Source organism: Nonomuraea sp. NPDC049269, assembly GCF_043197155.1.
Taxonomy (GTDB): domain Bacteria; phylum Actinomycetota; class Actinomycetes; order Streptosporangiales; family Streptosporangiaceae; genus Nonomuraea.
Map to the genome: position 1 here is coordinate 139,898 of NZ_JBICSO010000007.1, position 22,598 is coordinate 162,495.

Annotated in this window: 19 protein-coding genes; 7 read left to right on the top strand and 12 right to left on the bottom strand. The window is 69.4% G+C overall.

Features of this window, described 5'->3' with window-relative positions:
• Window position 1: 1 nt before the first annotated feature.
• Together ACGFNP_RS36350 and ACGFNP_RS36355 are read right to left on the bottom strand one after the other, a co-directional pair.
• A complete protein-coding gene (locus ACGFNP_RS36350) occupies window positions 2-1,195 on the bottom strand; it encodes a M24 family metallopeptidase (RefSeq protein WP_393326483.1) in 1,194 nt (397 codons plus the stop codon).
• Window positions 1,196-1,210: 15 nt separating this feature from the next.
• Window positions 1,211-1,954: an Asp/Glu/hydantoin racemase gene (locus tag ACGFNP_RS36355; RefSeq protein WP_393326486.1), complete on the bottom strand. Its 744-nt coding sequence runs from the start codon at window positions 1,952-1,954 to the stop codon at window positions 1,211-1,213.
• A gap of 148 nt (window positions 1,955-2,102) precedes the next feature.
• On the opposite strand from ACGFNP_RS36355, the gene ACGFNP_RS36360 reads away from it, so the two are divergent.
• From ACGFNP_RS36360 to ACGFNP_RS36370, 3 genes are read left to right on the top strand one after another with little or no spacing between them, the layout of a single operon-like run.
• Complete coding sequence (locus ACGFNP_RS36360; RefSeq protein WP_393326489.1) at window positions 2,103-3,119, top strand: D-2-hydroxyacid dehydrogenase; 1,017 nt, start codon at window positions 2,103-2,105, stop codon at window positions 3,117-3,119.
• A 30-nt stretch (window positions 3,120-3,149) separates the two neighbouring features.
• The gene (locus tag ACGFNP_RS36365; protein ID WP_393326492.1) at window positions 3,150-4,556 is read left to right on the top strand and encodes an amidase; all 1,407 of its coding nucleotides are present in this window, start codon (window positions 3,150-3,152) and stop codon (window positions 4,554-4,556) included.
• A gap of 18 nt (window positions 4,557-4,574) precedes the next feature.
• Window positions 4,575-5,081, top strand: a complete 507-nt coding sequence (locus ACGFNP_RS36370; RefSeq protein WP_393326495.1) for a DUF3830 family protein — start codon at window positions 4,575-4,577, stop codon at window positions 5,079-5,081.
• Between the two features lie 13 nt (window positions 5,082-5,094).
• Here the strand turns inward: ACGFNP_RS36370 and ACGFNP_RS36375 are convergent, their stop codons facing one another.
• The 4 genes from ACGFNP_RS36375 to ACGFNP_RS36390 form a co-directional block, all read right to left on the bottom strand.
• Window positions 5,095-5,898, bottom strand: coding sequence for an ABC transporter permease (locus ACGFNP_RS36375; protein ID WP_358318040.1), 804 nt, complete (start codon window positions 5,896-5,898; stop codon window positions 5,095-5,097).
• Window positions 5,895-6,863: an ATP-binding cassette domain-containing protein gene (locus ACGFNP_RS36380; RefSeq protein ID WP_393326498.1), complete on the bottom strand. Its 969-nt coding sequence runs from the start codon at window positions 6,861-6,863 to the stop codon at window positions 5,895-5,897. The genes ACGFNP_RS36375 and ACGFNP_RS36380 overlap by 4 nt, the downstream gene beginning before the upstream one ends.
• 27 nt (window positions 6,864-6,890) lie before the next feature.
• Entirely contained in the window at window positions 6,891-7,796 is a 906-nt protein-coding gene (locus ACGFNP_RS36385) for a DUF4097 domain-containing protein (RefSeq protein WP_393326501.1), read from the bottom strand.
• Between the two features lie 103 nt (window positions 7,797-7,899).
• The gene (locus ACGFNP_RS36390; protein ID WP_393326504.1) at window positions 7,900-8,409 is read right to left on the bottom strand and encodes a hypothetical protein; all 510 of its coding nucleotides are present in this window, start codon (window positions 8,407-8,409) and stop codon (window positions 7,900-7,902) included.
• Between the two features lie 392 nt (window positions 8,410-8,801).
• On the opposite strand from ACGFNP_RS36390, the gene ACGFNP_RS36395 reads away from it, so the two are divergent.
• Complete coding sequence (locus ACGFNP_RS36395; RefSeq protein ID WP_393326507.1) at window positions 8,802-9,887, top strand: trypsin-like serine peptidase; 1,086 nt, start codon at window positions 8,802-8,804, stop codon at window positions 9,885-9,887.
• 77 nt (window positions 9,888-9,964) lie between these two features.
• On the opposite strand, the gene ACGFNP_RS36400 is transcribed toward ACGFNP_RS36395, so the two are convergent.
• Complete coding sequence (locus tag ACGFNP_RS36400; protein ID WP_393326509.1) at window positions 9,965-10,678, bottom strand: class I SAM-dependent methyltransferase; 714 nt, start codon at window positions 10,676-10,678, stop codon at window positions 9,965-9,967.
• A gap of 171 nt (window positions 10,679-10,849) precedes the next feature.
• Here ACGFNP_RS36400 and ACGFNP_RS36405 point away from each other — a divergent pair, with 171 nt between their 5' ends.
• Entirely contained in the window at window positions 10,850-11,344 is a 495-nt protein-coding gene (locus tag ACGFNP_RS36405; protein WP_358318034.1) for a hypothetical protein, read from the top strand.
• A gap of 56 nt (window positions 11,345-11,400) precedes the next feature.
• Here the strand turns inward: ACGFNP_RS36405 and ACGFNP_RS36410 are convergent, their stop codons facing one another.
• The 3 genes from ACGFNP_RS36410 to ACGFNP_RS36420 form a co-directional block, all read right to left on the bottom strand.
• Entirely contained in the window at window positions 11,401-13,023 is a 1,623-nt protein-coding gene (locus ACGFNP_RS36410; RefSeq protein WP_358318033.1) for a GMC oxidoreductase, read from the bottom strand.
• A 65-nt stretch (window positions 13,024-13,088) separates the two neighbouring features.
• Window positions 13,089-13,595 carry a carboxymuconolactone decarboxylase family protein gene (locus tag ACGFNP_RS36415; RefSeq protein WP_358318032.1) on the bottom strand — a complete coding sequence of 169 codons (507 nt, stop codon included), beginning with the start codon at window positions 13,593-13,595 and terminating at the stop codon, window positions 13,089-13,091.
• Window positions 13,592-14,671: a dihydrodipicolinate reductase gene (locus ACGFNP_RS36420; protein ID WP_358318031.1), complete on the bottom strand. Its 1,080-nt coding sequence runs from the start codon at window positions 14,669-14,671 to the stop codon at window positions 13,592-13,594. Before ACGFNP_RS36420 ends, ACGFNP_RS36415 begins: the two co-directional genes overlap by 4 nt.
• 419 nt (window positions 14,672-15,090) lie before the next feature.
• On the opposite strand from ACGFNP_RS36420, the gene ACGFNP_RS36425 reads away from it, so the two are divergent.
• Entirely contained in the window at window positions 15,091-17,238 is a 2,148-nt protein-coding gene (locus ACGFNP_RS36425) for a DUF1996 domain-containing protein (RefSeq protein WP_393326514.1), read from the top strand.
• A 62-nt stretch (window positions 17,239-17,300) separates the two neighbouring features.
• On the opposite strand, the gene ACGFNP_RS36430 is transcribed toward ACGFNP_RS36425, so the two are convergent.
• Window positions 17,301-19,220: an endo-1,3-alpha-glucanase family glycosylhydrolase gene (locus ACGFNP_RS36430; RefSeq protein WP_393326517.1), complete on the bottom strand. Its 1,920-nt coding sequence runs from the start codon at window positions 19,218-19,220 to the stop codon at window positions 17,301-17,303.
• Window positions 19,221-19,412: 192 nt separating this feature from the next.
• On the opposite strand from ACGFNP_RS36430, the gene ACGFNP_RS36435 reads away from it, so the two are divergent.
• Window positions 19,413-21,242 (top strand): glycoside hydrolase family 15 protein, encoded by a 1,830-nt coding sequence (locus tag ACGFNP_RS36435; RefSeq protein ID WP_393326520.1) that lies wholly within the window; start codon window positions 19,413-19,415, stop codon window positions 21,240-21,242.
• Here the strand turns inward: ACGFNP_RS36435 and ACGFNP_RS36440 are convergent.
• On the bottom strand, window positions 21,239-22,558 hold the full coding sequence (locus ACGFNP_RS36440; protein ID WP_393326523.1) for an MFS transporter: 1,320 nt from the start codon (window positions 22,556-22,558) through the stop codon (window positions 21,239-21,241). The genes ACGFNP_RS36435 and ACGFNP_RS36440 overlap by 4 nt on opposite strands.
• Window positions 22,559-22,598 lie beyond the last annotated feature (40 nt).

Here is a 22,598-nt window from a genome sequence, read left to right on the forward strand (position 1 = left end):
TTCACCGTCCGATCGTGAGGTTCTGGGTGAGGTCGGTCAGCCGCTCGACCCCGTCGGCGGTCAGCGCGACGGGTTCGGACAGCTCGTATCCCCAGTCGTCCATCCACATGCCGAGGATGACGTGGAAGCACATACCGGCCTTGAGCACGGTGTGCTCGTCGGGCCGCAGGCTGATGGTGCGCTCGCCCCAGTCCGGCGGGTATCCCAGACCGATGGAGTAGCCGATCCGGGATTCCTTGGTCAGGCCGTGCGCGCTGATGACGGCGTTCCACGCGGCGTGGATCTCGTGGGCGGTCCGTCCGGGGCGGAGCGTGGCCAGCACCTCGGCCATGCCGTCGCGGACGATCGCCGCGGTGTCGGCGAGCCGGCGGGGCGGCTCGCCGAGCATGATGGTGCGGGCCAGCGGCGCGTGGTAGCGCCGGTACACGCCCGCGAGCTCGATCGTCGTGGCCTCACCGACGCGGAACTCCTCCTCGGTCCAGGTCAGGTGCGGGGTGCCGGCTCCCTTGCCGGTGGGCAGCATCGGCACGAGCGCCGGGTAGTCGCCGCCGTGCTCAGCCGTGCCGCGCGCCTGAGCCGCGGCGATCTCGGCGACGACGTCACACTGGCGTCGTCCCGGGGCCACGGCCGCCAGCGCCACCTCCATGACCTGCTGCGCGATCGACCCGGCGATCCGCAGCTGGGCGAGCTCGTGGTCGGACTTGACCACGCGCACCCAGTTGACCAGCTCCTGGCTGTCTTCGAGCCGGACGTGCGGGAGACCCGCCCGCAGCGCGAGGTAGCCGCGGGCCGTGAAGAACGCGGAGTCGCCCTCGATTCCCACGCACCTGTCCGGGCCGGGCTCGATCAGACCGCGTTCGCGGACGCGTTCGGCGATCCAGTCGTAGGGGTGCACCTTCGGGCGGTGGACCAGTTCCTCCGGGTAGCCCTCGATCTGCTCCGGCGGCAGCCAGGCGGTGAAACCGGCGCCGGCGGCGTCCATCGCGCGGGCGAACAGCACCGGCGGACCACTGGCCGGCACCACCAGGCACTGCGGCGTATAGAAGGACCAGGCGTTGTAGCCGGTGAGGTAGTACATGTTGGCCGGATCGGTCACCAGCAGGGCGGCGAACGAGCGCTCCGCCATGCCCTCCTGTACGCGGGCGAGCCGTTGCGCGTACTCGGCGGCATCCGGGCCGAGGGAAGACTGCTGCACTAGCAAAACCTCATTTCAGTGGTCACCGAGGAGACGCTGCCCCGGCCCTGTCGCCCGGCGGCCGATGGCCCGCAGCGCCGCCCACATGGTCGCCTGGTTCGCGCTGATCACCGGCTTGCCGAGCCGCGCTTCAAGCGGGGCGATGACGTCATAGGTCGGCAGATTGGTGCACGAGATCACAATCGCGTCGGCCTCGGCGTGGTCGGCCTGAGCGACGAGTTCGGCGGTGCGCGCGTAAGGGACCTTCCAGATGTCGGCGCTCAGCCCCAGGTGGGAGCTGCCGACGACGTCCACGCCGGCCTCCCGCAGGAACAGCCCCAGCCGCTCGGTCACGTCCGGGTCGTACGGGGTGGCGATCGCCACGCGCTCGGCGGCCAGCTGCCTCAGGGCCGCCAGCAGGGCGCCGGACGTCGTGACCGCCGCAGGGGCCCCGGCCGCGCACATCGCCTCGACCAGTTGCCGCTCTCCCCGTACGCCGCGCACGAAACTGCCCGACGTACAGCCGTAGGCGTACACCTCGGGCGAGACCGTGATCAGGTCCCGGGTGCAACGGCTGACGACCTCGGCGTCACCGACGTGCTCCGCCATCTCCACCGTCACCGGCAGCGGCGAGAACGGGGTGCGGGTGAAGAACAGCGCCACGTCGTCGGGCGTCCAGCGCCACAGCTCCCGATCCAGCGCCATGTCGTATGGGACGATCACGCCGACGCCGGTCTGGACCGGCGGTCCGGGCGGTGCGGTGCTCGTGTTCGTGGTCATGGACAGGTCTCCTGCGATCGTGGGGGCCGGCCCCGTGCGAGTGTGGAGCCGTGTCGCCATCATGCAGGATCGATGCATTGTTGACAATCATACGTAGCTCTCCTACGTTGGGCCGCGGCCCAGGTGGCGAGCGAACGGGGAGGCGCCCATGGCAGAATCCGACGGCAAGCCGATCATCGCCGTGCTCTGCGCGGCCGGGGGCCCGCCTCCCCCGCACATGCGCGCCATCGAGGAGCGTGCGACAGTCCGCTACTGCGACGCCGACGGCCTGGCCGCCGCCGTGGCGGACGCGGACGCCCTCTTCCTGTGGGACTTCTTCTCCAGCGCCGTACGCCAGATCTGGGAGCACGCCGGGGCACTGCGGTGGATCCACGTGGCCGCGGCCGGCGTGGACAAGCTCCTCTTCGATGAGCTCAACGACTCCGACGTCATCGTCACCAACGCACGTGGCGTCTTCGACCGGCCCATCGCCGAGTTCGTGCTCGGCTCGGTGCTCGCCTTCGCCAAGGACCTGCACCGCAGCCACGATCTGCAGCTCGCCCGTACGTGGAAGCACCGGGAGACCCTGCCGGTGGCCGGCACCACGGCGTTGATCGTGGGCACCGGCGCCATCGGGCGCGAGACCGCCCGGCTGCTCCGCGCCGTCGGCATGGACGTACGGGGGGCCGGCCGCACCGCGCGGGCCGACGACCCCGACTTCGGCACCGTAGTCGCCAGCGGCGAACTGGCCGCGCACGTCGGCTGGGCCGACCACGTCATCATGGTCGCGCCCCTGACCGAGGCGACCCGGGGGCTCATCGACGCTACCGTGCTGGCCGCGATGAAGCCCACCGCCCACCTGATCAACGTCGGGCGCGGCCCCTGCGTCGTCGAGGACGACCTGGTCGCGGCCCTGGCGGGCGGGCAGATCGCGGGGGCGTCGTTGGACGTGTTCGCGACCGAGCCGCTGCCGGCGAACCATCCGCTGTGGAGCGCGCCCGGCGTGGTCGTGTCCGCGCACATGTCCGGTGACACCGTCGGCTGGCTCGACACGCTGGCCCGGCAGTTCACCGACAACGCCGTCCGCTGGCTCGACGGCGAGGAGCTCGTCAACGTCGTCGACAAGCGGCTCGGATTCGTACCCGCCCACCCCCAACCGAGCCACGCGCAGCCGAGCCGCCCGTAGCCGCGTCCCGTAGACGAGTAGGGAGCCCTGATGACCGACCTGACCCGGCTGAGCGCCACCGAACTGATCGCCGGCTACCGCGACCGCAGCGTGTCCCCGGTGGAGGCCACCCGCGCCGCGCTCGCCGCGATCGAGGCCACCAACGACGACGTGAACGCCTTCGTCCTGGTCGACGCCGAGGCCGCGCTGGCCGCCGCGGCGGAGTCCGAGGCCCGCTGGCGCGAGGGCCGCACCCATGGACCCGGCGACGGCGTACCCACCTCGATCAAGGACATCCTGTACACCCGCGGCTGGCCGACCCTGCGCGGCACCAACCTCATCGACGAGCAGGGACCGTGGCCGGAGGACGCCCCGGCCGTGGCCCGGCTGCGCGAGACCGGAGCCGTGCTGCTGGGCAAGACCACCACGCCCGAGTTCGGGTGGAAGGGCGTCACCGACTCCCCGCGACACGGCGCCACCGGAAATCCGTGGAACCCCGAGCTGACCGCCGGCGGATCGAGCGGCGGCAGCGCGGCGGCGGTCGCGCTGGGCATGGGGGCCTGGTCGGTCGGCACCGACGGCGGCGGATCGGTGCGCATCCCCGCCGCGTTCACCGGAACGGTCACCATCAAACCGACGTACGGCCTCATCCCGATGTGGCCCGCCAGCCCGTTCGGCACCCTGTCACACGGCGGGCCCATGACCCGCACCGTCACCGACACCGCCCTGATGCTCGACATACTCACCGGTTTCGACGCACGCGACTGGTCGGCCCTGCCCACCCCGGCGACCTCGTTCCGCGACGGACTCGACGACGGCGTCCGCGGCCTGCGCGTCGCGTTCTCCCCCACGCTCGGGTACGTGCGCAACGACCCCGAGGTCGAGGCCGCCGTCCGTACCGCCGCGGCCGTGCTGGCCGAGGCGGGGGCCGAGGTCGAGGAGGTCGATCCCGGCTTCGCCGACCCCGTCGAGGCCTTCCACGTCCTGTGGTTCACCGGCGCGGCCAAGGTCGTCGACGCCTATGGCCCCGGCGCCCTGGAGCGGGTCGACCCCGGGCTGCGCCGCGGCGTCATGCGCGCCCTGGCCGCGAGCGCCGCGGACTATCTCGACGCCACGGCGGTGCGGATGGACCTCGGGGTACGGATGGGGCGCTTCCACCAGACGTACGACCTGCTGCTGACGCCGACCCTGCCGATCACCGCGTTCCCCAAGGGAATGGACGCGCCGAAGGGCTGGCACTCCGAGGACTGGACCAGCTGGACCCCGTACACGTACCCGTTCAACATGACCCAGCAGCCCGCCGCGAGCGTGCCCTGCGGATTCACCTCCGCCGGGCTGCCCGTCGGCCTGCAGATCGTCGGCCCCCGGCACGCCGACGCGCTCGTGCTGCGGGCCGCCCGCTCCTATGAGGCGGCCACCGACTGGACCTCCACGCGGCCGCCGCTCGCCCGCCCCTAACCATTGAGGAGACTCCCCATGGCTCGCTACATCACGGTCACGCTGGAATCGCGCGGCGTTTCCTGCACCGCCCGGCTGCTCGACGACGAGGCGCCGCGCACCGCGGCCGCCGTCTGGGACGCGCTGCCGCTGTCCGGTCAGGTCTTCCACGGGAAGTACGCCCGTAACGAGATCTACAACCTCGTGCCGGCGTTCGCGGCGGTCGAGCCCGGGAAGGAGAACACCACGGTCACTCCCATTCCCGGCGATCTCTGCTATTTCGCGTTCGACGCCAATGATCTCGCCACTCCCTCGCACGGCTACGAGAGCGGTGGCGGTCCCAAGGACCTGTCCCACATCATCGATCTGGCGCTGTTCTACGGGCGCAACAACCTGCTGCTCAACGGTGACCAGGGCTGGGTGCCAGGCAACGTCTTCGGCACCGTCGTCGAGGGGCTCGCGGAGATGGCCGTCGCTTGCCAGGACATCTGGATGTCCGGCGCCCGGGGTGAGACGCTGACGTTCGCGCGCTCCCACGAGGACTGACGAAGGCAGGGCGTCACTGGCTGACCGCTCGCTTGTACAGGCGAGTGGCCAGCGGGACGAACACCACCAGTATCAGCACCGACCAGCCCACCGATACCGGCACCGCGTGCTGGAGCGGCCACGCGTCGGGCACCGGCCTGAGCGGCGTGGTGTTGCCGAACAGCTCGCGCGCCGCCTGGACGAACGTCGAGACCGGGTTCCATTCGGCGACGGGCTTGAGCGGGCCGGGCAGCCGCGCGCTGTCGACGAAGGCGTTGGACAGGAAGACCAGCGGGAACGACACGAGGGTGGCGATGTTGTTGAACACCTCGGGCGTGCGCAGGGCCAGCGCGACCGTCGCCGTCACCCAGGAGAAGGCGTACGAGAAGAACAGCAGCAGCAGGAACCCCCCGGCCGCCTCCAGCGGCGACGTGTGGACGCGCCAGCCGACCAGCAGCCCCACCAGCGCCATCACGACGATGCTCGTGATGTTCATGAGCATGTCGCAGAGCGTCTGCCCGACCAGCACCGCCGTCGGCGCCATCGGCAGCGTGCGGAACCGGTCGAAGATGCCCTTCTGCAGGTCCTGGGTGAGCGTATAGCCGGTGATCTGCGCGCTGGTCACGATCGTCTGGACGAAGATCCCCGGCAGCAGGTACTCCTGGTAGGAGATGCCGGGCAGGTCGATCATGCTGCCGAACACGTACGCGAACAGCAGCACGAACACGATCGGGAGGATGATCACACCGCCGAGCAGGTCGGGGGCTCGCCTGATCTTGAGCGCGTTGCGCTTGCTGATCGTCATGCCGTCGGCGACCGCCATCTGAAGGGCGTTCATCGGACCGTCTCCTTGGTGTCGTCGGTGGCGGCCTGGTGGCCGGTGAGGCTCAGGAAGACCTCGTCCAGGGTCGGCCGCCGCAGCCCGGCGTCGCGTACGGCGACGCCCTCGGCGGCCAGGCGGCCCAGGGCGGTGGTGAGCGAGGCGGCGCCACCCGCCACCGGGATGGTGACGCGCAGGGCGGTGGGGTCGGTCCAGACCTCGGCGACGGCCAGCGGCGCCAGGACCCGGTGTACGGTCTCCAGCTCGGCGTGACTGGTCACCGAGAGTTCGATCCGGTCGCCGCCGACCTGGTCCTTGAGCTCGTTGGCGGTGCCGAGCGCGATGACCCGTCCGTGGTCGACCACCGCGATCCGGTCGGCGAGCCGGTCGGCCTCCTCCAGATACTGGGTGGTGAGCAGGACCGTCGTGCCGCCGGCGACCAGGTCGGCGATGACCTCCCACAAGCTCACCCTGGCGCGGGGGTCCAGGCCGGTCGTCGGCTCGTCCAGGAACAGCACCGGCGGATCGGCCACCAGCGCTCCGGCCAGGTCGAGCCTTCGCCGCATGCCGCCGGAGTAGCCCTGCACCGGGCGGTCACCCGCCTCCGACAGGTCGAAGCGGTCCAGCAGCTCTCTGGCGCGCTGTTTGCTGCGTTTGGTGCCCAGGTGGTAGAGACGGCCGACCATCTCCAGGTTCTCCGCGCCGGTGAGGTGCTCGTCCACCGCCGCGTACTGCCCGGACGCCCCGATATGAGAGCGCAGCCGCTGCGCGTCGGCCACCACGTCCAATCCGGCGACCGTGGCATGTCCGGCGTCCGGCTTCAGCAGCGTGGTCAGGATCCGCGCTGTCGTCGTCTTGCCGGCGCCGTTCGGGCCGAGTAATCCGAACACCGTTCCTTCCGGGACCGACAGATCGATCCCGTCCAGGGCGACCACGTCGCCGTATCTCTTGACCAGGCCTTCGGCCACGATCGCTGGGGGCATGAGATCTTCTCCTCTTGATGTTCTGTTTCACGAACGGTGGATCACGATGTCGCCGTAGGCGGTGTGGGCCCGCACCTCGACGGTCTCGTCGGACTGGCCGGGGCCGGAGCAGTCGTCCAGGGAGACGTCCACGCTGCCGTACTGCGAGCTCACGTCAAGCCAGGCGGCGGTGCCCTCCCGGATCCCGAGTTCGAGCCGGCCGCCGGCGGTCTCCATGACGACCGCGCCGGACACCACCTCGCCGATCCGGACACTGCCGTACGCGGTCTTGGCGGCGACTCCAGCCAGGGCGCGGTCTACGGTGATGTCGCCGTACGCGGTCTTCAGCCGGAGCTCGCCGGTGACCGAGCCGAGCCTGAGGTCGCCGTTGGAGGTCCTGACCACCGCCGTGCCGTCGATCTCGCCGATCCGGATGTCGCCGTTGGAACTGGTGATGTCGGCGTGCCCGACCGACCGGGTCACCGAGATGTCACCGGACCCCGTCTTCAACTGCAGCCGGCCGGCCTCCTCAAGCCGGATGTCGCCGTAGGAGGCGGCGAACTTCACCTCGCCGAGGCGGCCCCTGCACTGGAAATCCGCCGCCGCGTTCGCTTCGACGCGGGAGCCGGACGGCAGGTCGATCGTCACGTCGACCGAGCCGCCCCAGCCGAGCAGCGAACGGGCCCAGGTTCTGGGCGCCTCGACCAGCTTGTCGATCGAGTCGCCCCACCCGGAGGGCGGAGCGGGCCGGTTCTTGTCCGCCTTCACGAGCAGCCGGCCGCCGGCGTACTCGACCTGGATCTGCTCGGCGGCGTGCCGGTCGGTCTCGCTGAACTCGTCGCCGGGGCGTACGTCGACGACGGTGTCGGTGCGATCGCTCGCGTTGATCCGGACTTTGGCGGCTGCGAGATCGATCATTACGGAGATGGGCTCGGGGGTGGCGAACGTTGGCATGACGGTCCCCTCATGGGTTCGGCGGGCGTTCCGGCTGTCGTTGGATGCTGTCTTTGGGTGCGGCGAACGTCCTGGCTGCCGGACGGCGTGGCCTTGGATCCGGCTAGCGGACCCAGCCGCTGTGGCTTCGCAGGGTCCGCGGGGCCGCGCGCCGGCCTCCGCCGTCGGGTTCGAGCGCCGCGGAGACGGCGCGGACGAGCCAGGTGTTGACCGAGAGCCCGTCTCGGCCGGCCGCCTCCTCGATGCGCGGCTTGAGCTGCTCGGGAACGCGGAGCGAGATCCGCGACGTCCCGCCCTCGTCGACGTCCTGCGGCCTGGCACCCCGCTCGGCTGCCCCGGCATGCCCCGGCTCCCCGAACGGCTGACCGATCGGTGGTGGCGTCACGACGAAGCCGGGATCGGGTCCGCGCAGGCGTACCTCGACCGAACCCGGTGCGAGGTCGCGGGTGATCTCGTCCGCGGCGGCGGAGAGCGCCTCCAGCAGGGCGAGCCGGGTGGCCGGCTCCAGCGTCAGGGCGAGACGCTCGGCGAGCACGCGAGCGTCCTCACCGCCTGCCTCGGCGGCGATCGTGAGTTCACGGCGGAGCTGGTCGACATACGGCGCGAGATCCATGACACAACTATGGCGTCATAATGGCGTCATTGCAAGCCCAAGATGCCCCGACTTGACGCCACCTAGGCATCACGGCCAGAAAGCGCAGGCGGTACGGCACACCGCTCGGCCGCTCAGGTGCCAGCCGGAGGACCGGCGAGGGGGCCGGTGTGGCCGGGAAGGGCCATGGCGCAACCGGGGCGCGCGGCAAGGAAGTCGGCGTAGCCAAGAAGGTCCATAGCGTGGACGGGGTGCGCAGGGAGGGGTCGGCGTGGTCGAGGGCGGGCAACTCCCGACCGGTCCTCGCGAGGTCGTCGCGAAATGCCGCTATACCCGTTTGCGTATGCCTTGAGGAAGATTCATAGCGCCGTACGTACCTCCTGACGGCAGATTCCGGTTTCGGGAGGTATGTAATGCACCGCAGAGTCGCCCTGCTCTCCGCCGTCGCACTGACCGTGGCAGGTGCCCTGGTCCCCGCAGGTGCCGCCCAGGCCAGTGGTGGCAGGATCAGCGCGGACCCCACGCCCGTCAGGTGGTCCGCCACGGACTCCTGGTCGGAGCGCAGGACCGTCCTGCAGTACTGGACACAGCAGCGCATGATGGCGGCGCAGCCGCTGGACGACCCCACGCCGCGACGCTCCAACGGGTCGGGCTCGCCGACCCAGGGCACGCCGTGGGCCACGCGAGGCGCCTCCACCACCACGACCCAGCGCACCCCGTGGACCACCCGGGTCGCCACGGCCGATGCCACCCAGGGCACCCCATTGAGGGTCCAGGGCGTCTCGGCCCAGGAGCAGGCCCGGGTGCCCAACAGCCCCGGCCTCCGGTGGACCGACGGCGGTGCCGTCGTGCGTACCACCGGACGCGTCTTCTTCACCACCGCCAACGGCGGCAACGCCTCCTGTTCCGGCTCGGCGGTGACCAGCGCCAACGAGAGCGTCGTGATCACCGCCGGGCACTGCGTGAAGGAGGGCGGTGCCTTTCACCGGAACTGGGTGTTCATCCCGGCCTTCGACAACGGCCGGCGCCCGTTCGGCACGTGGGTGGCCAGCAGGCTGCTGACCACGCAGCAGTGGAACGCTCGCGAGGACATCAACTTCGACGTGGCCGCCGCCGTGGTCGCGCCGCTCCAGGGCCGGACGCTGACCGACGTCGTGGGCGGGCAGGGGGTGGCGTTCAACCAGCCCAGGCAGCGGCAGATGTTCTCGTTCGGCTACCCGGCGGCGCCGCCCTTCGACGGGTCGAAGCTGGTCTACTGCAGCGGGCGCGCGTTCAACGACACCGTGATGACCAGGGACCAGGGGCTGCGCTGCAACATGACTGGCGGGGCGAGCGGCGGGCCGTGGTTCCAGGGGTTCAACGAGTCCACCGGGCTCGGGTGGCTGAACTCGGTCAACAGCTTCAAGTACGACTTCGCCCCCGATTTCATGTTCGGCCCCTTCTTCGGGAACGAGGCGATGGCCGTCTACCAGGCCGCGCAGAACACCAACGCCCCCTGAGCCTCCCTCTGCCGGTGACCGCGATCCCCGGCCTGGGTCCGCTTCAGATCCGGCCGGCGGTCCTTGGGCCGCTCACCTCAATGAGCCGGGCTCTCCAGTCGCGGTCGGCGGGCCCAGATGAGTGATCCCCTCTTGGTCACCCGCAACGGGGTGGTCACGCGGTGCGCGGCGTCGCGCGCCGCCGGCTCGGTCAGGCCGCGGCCCCTGAGGTAGAGGGTGACGGCCTCCCGGTCGGGCAGATGCAGCAGCGGTTCGTCCCAGGAGGTCACCGCCACCACGTCCAGGACCTCGCCGACGACGGCGGGCGCCGCCTCCGCGTCGAAGCTCAACGGCTGCCCCCAATCCGGCAGGATCGACGACAGCTCGGGGTCGTTGTGCCGGCTCGGCGCCGAGACCGCCAGCAGCCCTCCGGGCCTCAGCACCCGGCGGACCTCGGCCAGCACCCGCGCGGGCTCGGCGAAGTGGTACAGCATCCACAACGCGGCCGCGCCGCCGAAGACGCCGTCGGTGAACGGGAGCGTCAACGCGTCGGCTCGCACCGCGGGCCGGGGCGCCTGTACGATGTGCGCCGCGGCGTCGAGCACGACCGTGGGCACCCCGGCGTCGGCCAGCAGCCGTCCCAGCACGCCGGTGCCGCCACCGACGTCCAGCACCGGACGGACCCCCTCCGCCGCCAAGCGGGCCGCTACCAGGGGATGGATGTCTCTTGGCGTCGCCTGCCGGTTCGCCACGAAACGGCCCGGATCATCGTCATAGTCAACGGGCAGCGCCCTGCGGCGCGATTCGGCCATGCAGCCACGATGCCGACCGAACCCAGCGCCCCGCCACCCGTTTTACCCGCACGGACCCACGCCGCACGAGCGCACCCCGGCGGGGAGTTGCAACGGGACTGCAACGGCGATCGGGACCATCTGAGCATCGGGTGGGCGGCGGACGCTGCCCCGGATGCGAGGAGTGATGTCATGTTTACTGCGATTCTCACGAGGGTGCGCGGGCTGTGGGTGGCCCTGGTCGCGGGTGTGGCTCTGATCGTCGGCGTCGGGCTGGCGGCCCCGGCGAACGCCGCGGTGCCGCCTGAGGTGATCATCGCCGACACGTTCGCCACCAGGACGGTGACGGCCGACACCTTTGCCGACTACCTGTTCAACGTGCCGGCCGGCAATTGGACGGCTGAGGCGACCCTCACGGCCCGCAACAACACCGCCACAGCGGCGGCCCTGGCCTGCTCATTCCTGATCATCAGCGAGAGCAGCACCAACAACACCAGTGTCGTCGCCACGGTCGGCCCCAACGGCCAGCTCGCGAGCCTGTCGACGGGCACCGCCCGTGCCGTGGCGACCACCGGGGTGGTTCGGCTACGGTGCGCCGCGACTACGGCCACCACCAACATGTCGGTGTTCAACGTGAACATCATGGCGACCCGGGTCAACGCGATTACCCGGGTGAATCTCGGTTGAGCGACTGAAGCACCGAAAGGGGTCGCAGGCCGCGGCCCCTTTCAGCGGGCCGGGGGCTACAGGTCGGTGGCGATGATCTTCTCGATGTTCCGTTCGGCGAGTGCCGTGATGGTGACGAACGGGTTCACGCTGGTGTTGCCGGGGATCAGTGAGCCGTCGATGACGTACAGGCCCGGGTAGCCGGCCAGGCGGCCGTAGTTGTCGGTGGCCTTGTTCAGGACCGCGCCCCCGAGCGGGTGGTACGTGAGGTGGTCGCCCCAGATCTTGTAGATGCCGAAGAGGTCGGTCCGGTAGATCGTCCCCTCCGTCGAGTTGATCTTGTCGAAGATCGTCTTGGCCATGTCGATGGCCGGTTGCTTCCAGGCGGTCTGCCAGTTCAGGTCGACCTGTCCCGTCGTGGCGTTCCAGGAGAACTGGGCGCGGTTCGGGTTCTTGGTGATCGACAGATAGAACGAGGCGAAGGTCTCGATCCCGGTGGGCAGTGGTGCGACTTCGGCGAACGCGCCACCGGCCGCCCAGTTGTCGATGCCGGCGCAGGGAATGGTCGACTGGTTGCTGCCGGTCGGATCCCACAGGTGGTTGGCGCGGCCGCACATGACGTTGCCGTTGTCGCCCCAGCCCTTGCCGACCTCGGCGTTCAGGTTGGGCAGCGCTCCGGTGGCCTTCAGCTTGACCAGCAGCTTGCTGGTGCCGACGCTGCCGGCGGCGAAGAACACCCGGTCGGCGGTCACGGTCTTGGTGGCCGTGGTGTCGCCGGTGGTGTTGATCTGCTGGATGACGACCGTGTAGCCGCCACCGGCCGCCGGGGCGACCGAGGTGACCTTGTGCAGCGGCGAGATGGTGACCCTGCCGGTGGCCTTGGCCTGGGCGATGTAGGTCTTCTGCAGGGACTTCTTGCCGTGGTTGTTGCCGTAGAGGATCTCGCCGGCCAGGGCCGACTTGGTGGCGGTTCCGGCCGCCTCCTGCTCCATGTAGTTCCAGTCGTACACGTCGGGCACGAAGACGAACGGGAAGCCGGAGCGCTGGGCGTGCTTACGGCCGACCCTGGCGAACTGGTACCAGTCGGTGGAGTCGAACCAGGCCGATCTGATCGTGCCGACCCCGAGCCCGGCGTTGGCGCGCGGGTAGTAGGTGCTGTACATCTCGTCGGCGTTGACCGACGGGAGGACGGCGGCGAAGTTCTCCCGCTTGGGGGTGACCGCCATGCCGCCGTTGACCAGCGAACCGCCGCCGACGCCGCGACCCTGGTAGACGGTGATGCCGCTGAACTCCTCGGCGTCCAGGACCCCGGTGTAGCGGGAGATGTCGCGGTCGATCGGGAAGCCGAGGAAGTAGTTGAGGGGCGCCTTGGTCCTGGTGCGCAACCAGTAGGACCGGTTGTCCGGCGAGAGCGTGCTGCAGAAGATCTTGCCGTCGGAGCCGGGGGTGTCCCAGGCCATGCCCATCTCGATCATGTGTACGTCGACGCCCGCCTGGGCGAGACGGAGCGCGGCGACGGAACCGCCGTATCCGGTCCCGATCACCAGGGCCGCGACGTGAGCCCCGTTGCCGATCGGGCCGGCTGCCGCCCGGGCCGCGGTGGGGTGGGCTGTGAGGGCCAGGGCGCCCACGGTTCCCGCGATGAATCCGCGGCGCGAGACACCTTTGGAACCGGTACCGCGCGGGGTGTTGTCACTCATCCGATGGTCCTTACTCTCGGTGGGATGAGAACAGGTCCTGCATGTTGCTCGCGCCTTTGTGTTGGTCAGGAGGCCCGCTTGGGGGCGGGCGATGGGCCGCTGGGCAGTCTGCACACGGTGTCGAGGCCCAGGACGTGGTTGAGCCGGCCGAACGCCAGCCAGGAGCCGATGCTCATGCTCAGCTCGACGATCTCCAACTGGCTGTAGTGCGCGGTCATCCGCGTCCAGAACTCGTCGTCGAGGCCGTGGTGATCCAGGGCGTACCGCTCGGCGTACTCGGCGGCCAGCCGGGTGCGATCGTCGAAGGCGTCGGTGGTGCGCCATCGCGTGACCGCGTCGGCGAACTCCTCCTCGACCTTCTGCCCGTCCCGTTCGGTACGCCAGTCGAGGCAGAAGGCGCAGCCGTTGATCTGCGCGATCCGCAGCCGGGCGGCCTCGAACTCACGGAGCCCGAGGGTCGTGTGGGCGTACACCGACAGGGAGAAGTGCGAGGCGGCGATCCCGATGCCGGGCACCATCTCACCCCACACGTACTCGATCGCGTCCTTTCCCTCGGGGATGTCGAGGTTCATAGGTGTTTCCTCCGGAGTTTTCCGATCGCGGGGCGCAAGGGGACGTCGAGCGCGTCGTAAAGGCCGGGTTCGGCGTCCACGAGCCAGTCGATGGCGTTCACCAGGCGGCCGACCGCGGTGGCGTTCCCGCCCGCGGCCCGGTTGCCGTCCTCGTCGGTGGCCTCGACCGTGACCTCGATGCGCGGGCGGCCCTCGATGATCACCCGGTGCGCGCCCTGGCCGTCGGGCGGGGTCGGCCAGTCCGGCGCGCAGGACGGGTGGATGCGGGTGACGTGCTCGATGACGATGCGGGGCTCGCCCTCGACGACGCCCTGCACCTCGAACCGCACCGCGCCCTGGGTGCCCGCCTCGAACTCGCCCATCGTCTCGGTGCCCACCGTCGCGTCGAGCGGGCGCCGGTCCACGGTCTCGCGGATCTCGTCGAGTTCGACGCCGAGGGCTCTGGCCATCAGCCGTATCTGACCGCCCCACACCATGGTCGGGACCGTCGGCGCGATCATCGGCGGCTCATAGTCCATCGGCTGGCCCATGCCGACCAGGTACCGGACCGAGTCGGGCTGGTCGTAGGTGGAGTAGTCGAAGATCTCCTGGCAGCGGACCACGTCCACGGTGCCGCCGAGTCCGCTGATCAGCAGGGGCAGCACGTCGTTGCCCCAGCCCGGGTCGACGCCGGAGACGAACAGCGAGCCGCCGCCGTCCGCGATGGCGGCCAGCACCGGCTCGCGCAGTTCCGGCGGGGCGTTGCGCTGGTCGTAGAGCGCGTACAACGAGGGGGTGACGACCACGGCTCCGGCGCGAATCGCCCTGATGATGTCGGCGAGGGCCTCATCAGGACGGATGTCGCCGGACGCCGCGTAGACGACGGCGCGGGGACCGGTGGCCAGCACCGCGTCGACGTCGTCGGTCGCCGCGATCCCCAGATCGGCGCCGAGTCCGGCGAGCGCGCCGGCGTCGCGGCCGACCTTACCGGGGTCATGGACGAGTACGGCCGCGAGCCGCAACGCCGGGTGGGCCTCGACGGCACGGATGGCCGCGCGGCCGACGTTGCCGGTGCCCCAGACGATCGTGGACAACATGATCGGAGCGTAGCAAGCGCTTGGTTAGGTGCATAGGGTCATCACGACCCCGCTGATGGCGATGTGAGGGCCGCCCTGGCCATGGCCTTCACCCTGCTCGCGGCGAAACTCCGGCACCGTAATAGTAGCGAGATACGCGAAATAACGGACATCTGTTCAATGCCTGGAGGATTTATTTCGACATTTCCCGCTGCCGGATGAATTTTCCGGCTGGTGAACCATGGTCGTTGTTGTCCCGTACCTCAGGAAAACCGGGCTTTCCGGTTCACGTTCCGAACCCGAGAGGAGTTCCGCGTATGGCGAATGCCTCGGGGAGCAGACCATTCAGGCCATGGTTGGCCGTTGTTTCCGCCGTCGGAGGTATCACTCTCGTCCTTGCGGGGTCCCCCGCAGCAGGGCAGTCGATAACCTTGACGAGCATGTCCGCCCGCGCGGACACGATCAGCTGCCCAAGTGTGGCGGACAAACTTCCGGAGATTCCGGCAGCGGCGCAAGCTGAGGTCGACCGCAACCTCGCCCTGCTGAACACCCAGATCGCCGAAGCGAACAAACGGCTGGTCACCTCGGCCGGAGAGGGCGGCCCGAACTTCGTACAGAACGCCATCCTCGGCCCGCTGTCCGACAAGCGGACGGCCACGATCAACCGCATCGCCACGGCCATCGGCCGAGTGGCGGCACGCCCCGAACTCCAGGTGGCCTCTCTGTCCACCTGCAAGCTCGGCGGCGGCGCCACTGCCACCGAAGCCCCGGCGCCTGAGGCCTCCGCCTCGGCGACACCGGGGACCTCTGATGCGCCGGCGCCCGAGGGCACAGCCAAGACGATCACCTGCCCGAGCGTCGCGGACAAACTTCCGGAGATCCCCGCAGCAGCCAAGGCCGAAATCGACCGCAACCTCGCCCTGCTCGACACCCAGATCGCCGAAGCCAACAAACGCCTGGTCACCTCAGCCGGAGAGGGCGGCCCCAACTTCATCCAGAACGCCATCCTCGGCCCCCTGGCCGACAAACGAACCGCCACCATCAACCGCATGGCCACCGCCATCGGCCGGGTAGCGGCACGCCCCAACCTCCAGGTTGAGGCCCTGTCCACCTGCAAGCTCGGCAGCGGCGGCGCCACTGCCACCGCCGCCCCCGAGTCCCCCACTTCTCCTCCGTCCGATGACGGAACCACCGCACCTCCCAGCACCGGCAGCAAGACGATCACCTGCCCGAGCGTCGCGGACAAACTTCCGGAGATCCCCGCAGCGGCCAAGGCCGAAATCGACCGCAACCTCGCCCTGCTCGACACCCAGATCGCCGAAGCCAACAAACGCCTGGTCACCTCAGCCGGTGAAGGCGGCCCCAACTTCATCCAGAACGCCATCCTCGGCCCCCTGGCCGACAAACGAACCGCCACCATCAACCGCATGGCCACCGCCATCGGCCGGGTAGCGGCACGCCCCAACCTCCAGGTTGAGGCCCTGTCCACCTGCAAGCTGAGCGCCGCCGCCGCCAAGTCTTCGGCCGCCGCCAAGAGCGCCGGTCCGTCGGCCGACGACTTCATCGACATCCAGGCGGTCTCCCCCGTGCAGCAGCCGAAGCTGACCGCGTCCAGCGGCACCTTCGTCTCCAGGTGCGGTACGGGCCAGGAGGGCCACACCAACTCCGACAACGTCATCATCGCTCCGGGCGTGTCCAACGGCGCCCAGCACGTGAACAACTACGTGGGTAACGAGTCCACCGACGCCTTCTCCACCAACGAGAGCCTGGCCGCCGCGGACACCACCTGCCGCTTCAGCGCCGACCAGTCGAGCTACTTCTGGCCGGCCCTGCAGGTGCTCACGGGGGGCAAGAGCACATCCGTGCTGCCCACCGCGGTGCAGTTGCAGTTCCGCGGCAATGCCACGTCGCGGGTCACGGCGGCGCCCCGCTTCCTCAGGCTGGTCACCGGCGACGCGATGGCAGTGACCAACAGCGCGGCCGACGCCCCGGCCGACACCTCGACGGACGCCCCCACTGACGTCCCGACCGACGCCCCGAGCGATCTCCCGACGGACGTTCCGAGCGACCTGCCGACCGACGTTCCGACCGACCTCCCGACTGACGTCGCAACCGACGTCCCGGCCGATACCTCGACTGACGCCCCGACCGATGCCCCAGCCGATGCCCCGGCCGCCAGCGCGGACAACGCCCGGCCGACGTTCAGCTGCACCGGCTTCACCGACAGGCTGACCGACAAGTATCCGATCTGCCCGGACGGCAGCGCTGTCGTCCGCATCCTCGACATGCCCAGTTGCTGGGACGGCCAGAACCTCGACAGCGCCGACCACCGTACCCACGTCGTCTTCCCCGACGAGAACGGTGCCTGCCCGAGCGGGACCAAGGCCGTACCGCAGCTACGCATGACGCTGGTCTACGGCAACGTGCCCAACACCCAGCCCGAAGGTACGAACGTCCCGTTCGCGCTGGACGGGGTCGCCAGCGAGCAGCAGAGCCCGAACACCGACCACGCCGGCGCCATCGAGGTGATGTCCAAGCAGCTCATGAAGACCGTCGTCCGTTGCATCAACACCGGCAGGAGGTGCTGACAGCCGGAAGACAAACAGAAAGGGCCACCCGAGTGATTCGGGTGGCCCTTTCTGTCAGCCGATCAGCGTCCGCTGCTGACCGCGTGATACTGCAGGTCCTGCACCACGGGTGCGGCCACCACGGTCCAGGGCGAGGTGACGGTGGCCGTCGTCGTCCCGGACCGGACCACGGAGACCTTGTTGGTGCCGTTGGCCAGCGGGTAGAGCTGGGCCTGCAGGCCCGCCTTGGCCGAGTAGGTCTTGGCCGTGCCGCCGATGGTGGCGTTCACCGTCGCGGCGCCCGTGAGGAACGACAGGATCTCGACGTCGTCCCTGGGCGTGCTGGTGCCCGAGCGCGGCGCCATCAGCTTCGTCTGGCCGCCCGTGGGCTTGGCCGCGGCGAGCTGGGTGCGGTGCGTCAGGTAGACCGTGTCCCGGACGATCGCCGGGGCCTTGCCGGTTTTCAGCCACGTCAGGTAGTAGGACGAGATGTCCAGGTAGGCCGAGTCGTTGTGCGGGGACGGGGTGAACTGGGTGCCTTCGGAGAAGTCGTTCCAGGTGGTGAGCTGGACCCAGTCCGCGCTGTTGTTGATCGAGCCTTCCCACGTGGTCCTGAGGTTCTGGGTGTTCAGGGCCTCGTCGTAGATGCTCTGGTTCGGGCGCTCGTCCTGGACGGAGACCGGCTGCATCCAGATCTTGCCGAGGTCGTGCGCCTTCTTGATGTTGCTCGCGATGCCCGTCTGCCCGGCCGGGCTGCGGTTGCCCCAGTTGGAGAAGCCGTAGCTGATGGAGGCGAAGGCCGAGGCGTTGGCGGAGAAGTTCAGGAACGTCGGCACGAGGGCGACCTTGATGCCGTACTTGGTGTTCATGACGTCGATGAGGTCCGCCCACCAGGCCGCGGTCTTGGCCTCGGCCTTGAACGGCGACACGACGACGCGCCCGTCGGGCAGGCGGTAGCTCGACTTCGAGGCGGCCAGCTCGGCGAGGGAGGCGGCGAGCGTCGCAGCGTCGGCCGACAGCGAGGTCATGTCGGGCATCGGGACGATGGTGAAGCCGCTGTCGACCGCCTCGGCCGCCTTCACGAGCAGCTTGAGCCGGGTCCAGTTGGCGCTGCTCAGCGAGAGCATGTCCACGGTGAACCCGTCGATGCCCGCCGCGGCGGCCGTCTTGACCTCGGTCTCCATGTCCTGAAGCTGGTAGTCGCCGGAGAGCGCCGCGCGCGGCTTCGGGCGGTCGCGCAGCAGCCCGCCGTAGGCGGCGTGCTTACCGCTCTCGCCGGCCGGGTTGAGGTAGTTCTTGGCGTAGTAGTCGACGCTGCCCTCCTTGTTGTCCAAGGAGATGGGGTACGGCGTGAAGTAGTGCGCGAACACCTTCTTGGCGGAGGCGCGCAGCGTGCTCTTGGCCGGCAGGTCGAACGGCAGGGGGCCGGTGGCCGCGGAAGTCGGCGTGGGAGTGGGGGCGGTGGCCGTCGTGTACGTCACCACCAGGCGGGGGCCCTTGCCCGTGGTCGAGTGGGACGAGTGCAGCACGCCCTGCGCGCCGGCCGTCGACGAGAGCCCGAAGGCGTAGGTGCCGTTACCCGTGTAGGCGGAGGTGACGTCGAGCTTCTTGGTCTCGTCCTTGACCAGGCCCTTCGCGGTGGCGATGGCCGTGCCGAAGACCGGTTTGTTGGCCCAGTTCGCCGTGGCCGCGGCCCAGCTTCCGGTGACCTTGCTCGCGGAGATCGTCGTGTCGGTGGTCCGGGCGGCGGTCACCTCCAGCGAGAGTTTGACGTTCTTGGCCCCTGAGGGCACGCCGCTGACGGTGAACGAAGCCAGCGCGCGGCGCTCCGCATCGGCTTTGCCGTCACACGTCGCCGCACAGACCGAGAGCCAGGTGTAGCTCTCGTGCGTACGGGTGGGGGCGTCCTGGCTGAGATAGGTGTCCTTGGCCGTCTCGACGGTGATGGGCGACGCGACGGCGGCCGTCCCGGTCACGGCCCCGGCGGCGGTGGCACCCGACATGGCCAGAAGCAGGACGCCTACCGATAAGGCGACCCCTCTTCCCAGCCTGACCTGCGAAATCATGCTTGTTGCCCTCGATTGTCTCTTGTCCTACGCAATCGGGGATCATCCTGTCAGCCGGAAGTACAGATAAAGCACATGTCCTAACCTCGCAACCTGCATAGTTCGACCGCATAGTGGCAGAAAACGGATATGACCGCTGGACCAGGCGACTACCCCGAGGACTCCCGGTATCTGCCGATCGGAGAGCACGGGTTGATCGGTGACCTGCGCACGGTCGCGCTCGTGGGCACCAACGGCACGATCGACTGGTACTGCTGCCCGAGCTTCGACGCCCCCAGCGTGTTCGCCTCGATCCTGGACGCCGACAAAGGCGGCTCGTTCGAGCTGTTCGCCGACACCCCGGCGAAGACCAAGCAGTTCTACTTCCCGGACACCACTGTCCTGATCACCCGCTTCTTCGCCGTCGACGGGGTGGGTGAGATCCAGGACTTCATGCCGATCGTGGGCGACTCCGGCGAGGCCGATCGGCACCGGCTGATCCGCCGGGTCGCCTGCGTCCGCGGCACTCTGCCGTTCCGCGCCCGGGTGGCCCCCCGTTTCGACTACGCCCGGCAATCCCACACGGTCCGCCAGCAGGGCGGCTTGACGATTTTCGAGTCGGCGTGCCTCTCACTCAACCTGTCCGCCAGCGTGCCCGTCGACACCGACGGGCGCGACGCCTGGGCACGGTTCGAGCTCCAGGAGGGCGAGAGCGCGGTGTTCTCCCTCGACCGGATCGGCGACGGGGTTCCGCCACGAGGCTGCCCGATGGCGGAGGCGGAGGCGCAGTTCGCCGAGACGGTACGGTTCTGGCGGAACTGGCTGTCCGCCTCCCGCTACCGGGGCCGGTGGCGGGAGGTCGTCCACCGTTCGGCCCTCACGCTGAAGCTGCTCACCTACGCGCCGACCGGCGGGATCGTCGCCGCGGCCACGACCAGCCTTCCCGAGCGGTTGAAGGGCAGCCGTAATTGGGACTACCGCTACGTGTGGGTCCGCGACGCGGCCTTCTGCGTGTACGCCCTGCTCAGGCTCGGCTTCACCGAGGAGGCCGAGGCCTTCATGGGCTTCCTGTCCACGCACGTCCGCTCCGACGGCGACCGCCGCACCGGCCCGCTGCAGATCATGTACGGCATCGACGGCCGCAGCGACCTGCCGGAGAGCGAGCTGAGTCACCTGGAGGGCTACCGGGCATCGGCCCCGGTACGCGTGGGGAACGCCGCCGTCAGCCAGCTCCAGCTGGACATCTACGGAGCGCTCCTCGACTCCATCTACCTCTACAACAAGTGGGGCACCCCGATCTCCAGCGACCGCTGGGAGCAGGTGTGCACGCTGGTGGAATGGGTCTGCGAGAACTGGGACCAACCCGACGAAGGCATCTGGGAGACCCGCGGCGGGCGCAAGAACTTCGTCTACTCACGGCTGATGTGCTGGGTGGCCATCGAACGCGCCATGCGCATGGCCTCCCATCGGGGGCTGCCCGCCGACATACGGCGCTGGCGGCAGGCCCGCGACGCGATCTACCACGACATCATGAAACGCGGCTGGTCGACCACGCTGCAGGCGTTCGTCCAGCACTTCGACGAGGACGTCCTGGACGCGTCGATCCTGATGATGCCGCTGGCCAAGTTCGTCTCGCCCACCGACCCCAAGTGGCTGTCCACCCTCGACGCCCTCAGCCGCGAGCTGGTCTCCGACTCGCTGGTCTATCGCTACGATCCCGAGGCCAGCCCGGACGGGCTGGAAGGCCAGGAAGGCACGTTCTCGATCTGCTCGTTCTGGTACGTCGAAGCCCTGGCCCGCGCCGGTCGCCTCGACGAGGCCCGCCTGGCCTTCGAGAAAATGCTCACCTACGCCAACCACCTGGGGCTGTACGCCGAGGAGATCGACCACACCGGCGAGCAGCTCGGCAACTTCCCGCAGGCCTTCACCCACCTCGCCCTCATCAGCGCCGCCTTCAACCTCGACCACGCGCTCGGCTAGGCCACCTCGTCGTACTCGACCGCGTAGTCGTGCTGTGAGCGATCCTTCAGCGCGAGCGCGGCGACGAGGCTGATCAGCGCGCAGATCGCCATGTAGACGGCGATGGCGAACGAGCTCTTGTAGGTGGTGTACAGCCAGACGGCGATCAGGGGCGCGGGCCCGCCCGCCGTCACCGAGGCCAGCTGGTAGCCGAGCGAGGCGCCGCTGTAGCGCAGCCGGCCGGTGAAGCTCTCGGCGATGAAGGTGGCCTGGGGGCCGTACTGGATGTCGTGGATGGGCGCGGCCAGCACGATGGCCAGGAAGACCAGCGCGGGGACGCGGGTGTCCAGCAGGGGCCAGTAGATGAAGGACCAGACCACCATGGCCGCGGCGCCCACGCTGTACAGCCGTCTGCGGTTCACGAGGTCGGAGATGTACCCCCAGAACGGCACGGTGAACAGGGAGACGATCCCCGCCACGATGACGTACAGGTAGACGTCACTCGCCGCGAAGCCCAGCGTCTTGGTGGCGTAGGTCAGGATGAAGACGGTGAAGATGTAGAACGGCGCCTGCTGCCCGGTGCGGAGCAACGCGCTCAGCACGATCTCCCGCCAGTTCCTGACGATGACCTCGCGTACGGGGACGCGCTCGACCTTGTTCTCCGCCAGGAGCTTGGCGAAGACGGGCGTCTCCAGGATGCCGAGCCTGATGTAGAGGCCGACGGCGGCCATCACGATGCTGAGCAGGAACGGAATGCGCCAGCCCCAGTAGGGGTCGAGCGGCTGGAACACCTGCAGGGCCGTGTAGCCGAGCACGAGGCCGACGGGGACGCCGAACTGCGGCCAGCTGCCGAGGAAGCCGCGCCGGCCGCCGCGCGACTTGCCCCACTCGGTGGCGAGCAGGACTGACCCGCCCCATTCGCCGCCGACGCTGATGCCCTGGAGCAGGCGCAGGACGGTCAGCAGGATGCCGCCCCAGATCCCGATCTGGGCGTAGGTGGGCACCAGGCCCACGAGCGCGGTGGAGATGCCCATGGTCAGCAGGGTGATGATCAGGGTGGCCTTACGGCCGATGCGGTCGCCGTAGTGGCCGAAGATCGCCGCACCGATCGGGCGGGCGGCGAAGCCGCCGAAGTAGGTGGCGAGGGCGAGCAGGAGTCCCGTCGTCGGTTCGCTTGTCGGGAAATACAGCTTCGCGAAGATGGTGCTGGCGGCGAAGCCGTACAGGAAGAAGTCGTACCATTCGATCGAGGTCCCCACTGCGGAGGCGATCACCGCCCGGACCAGTTGCCTTCTGTCGTGCTCGCCTGTCGCGTCGGGTCGCCGCTCCTCAACCATCTACCGCACCTCCGGTAGCGTCGCACGTTTCCCGTGACGC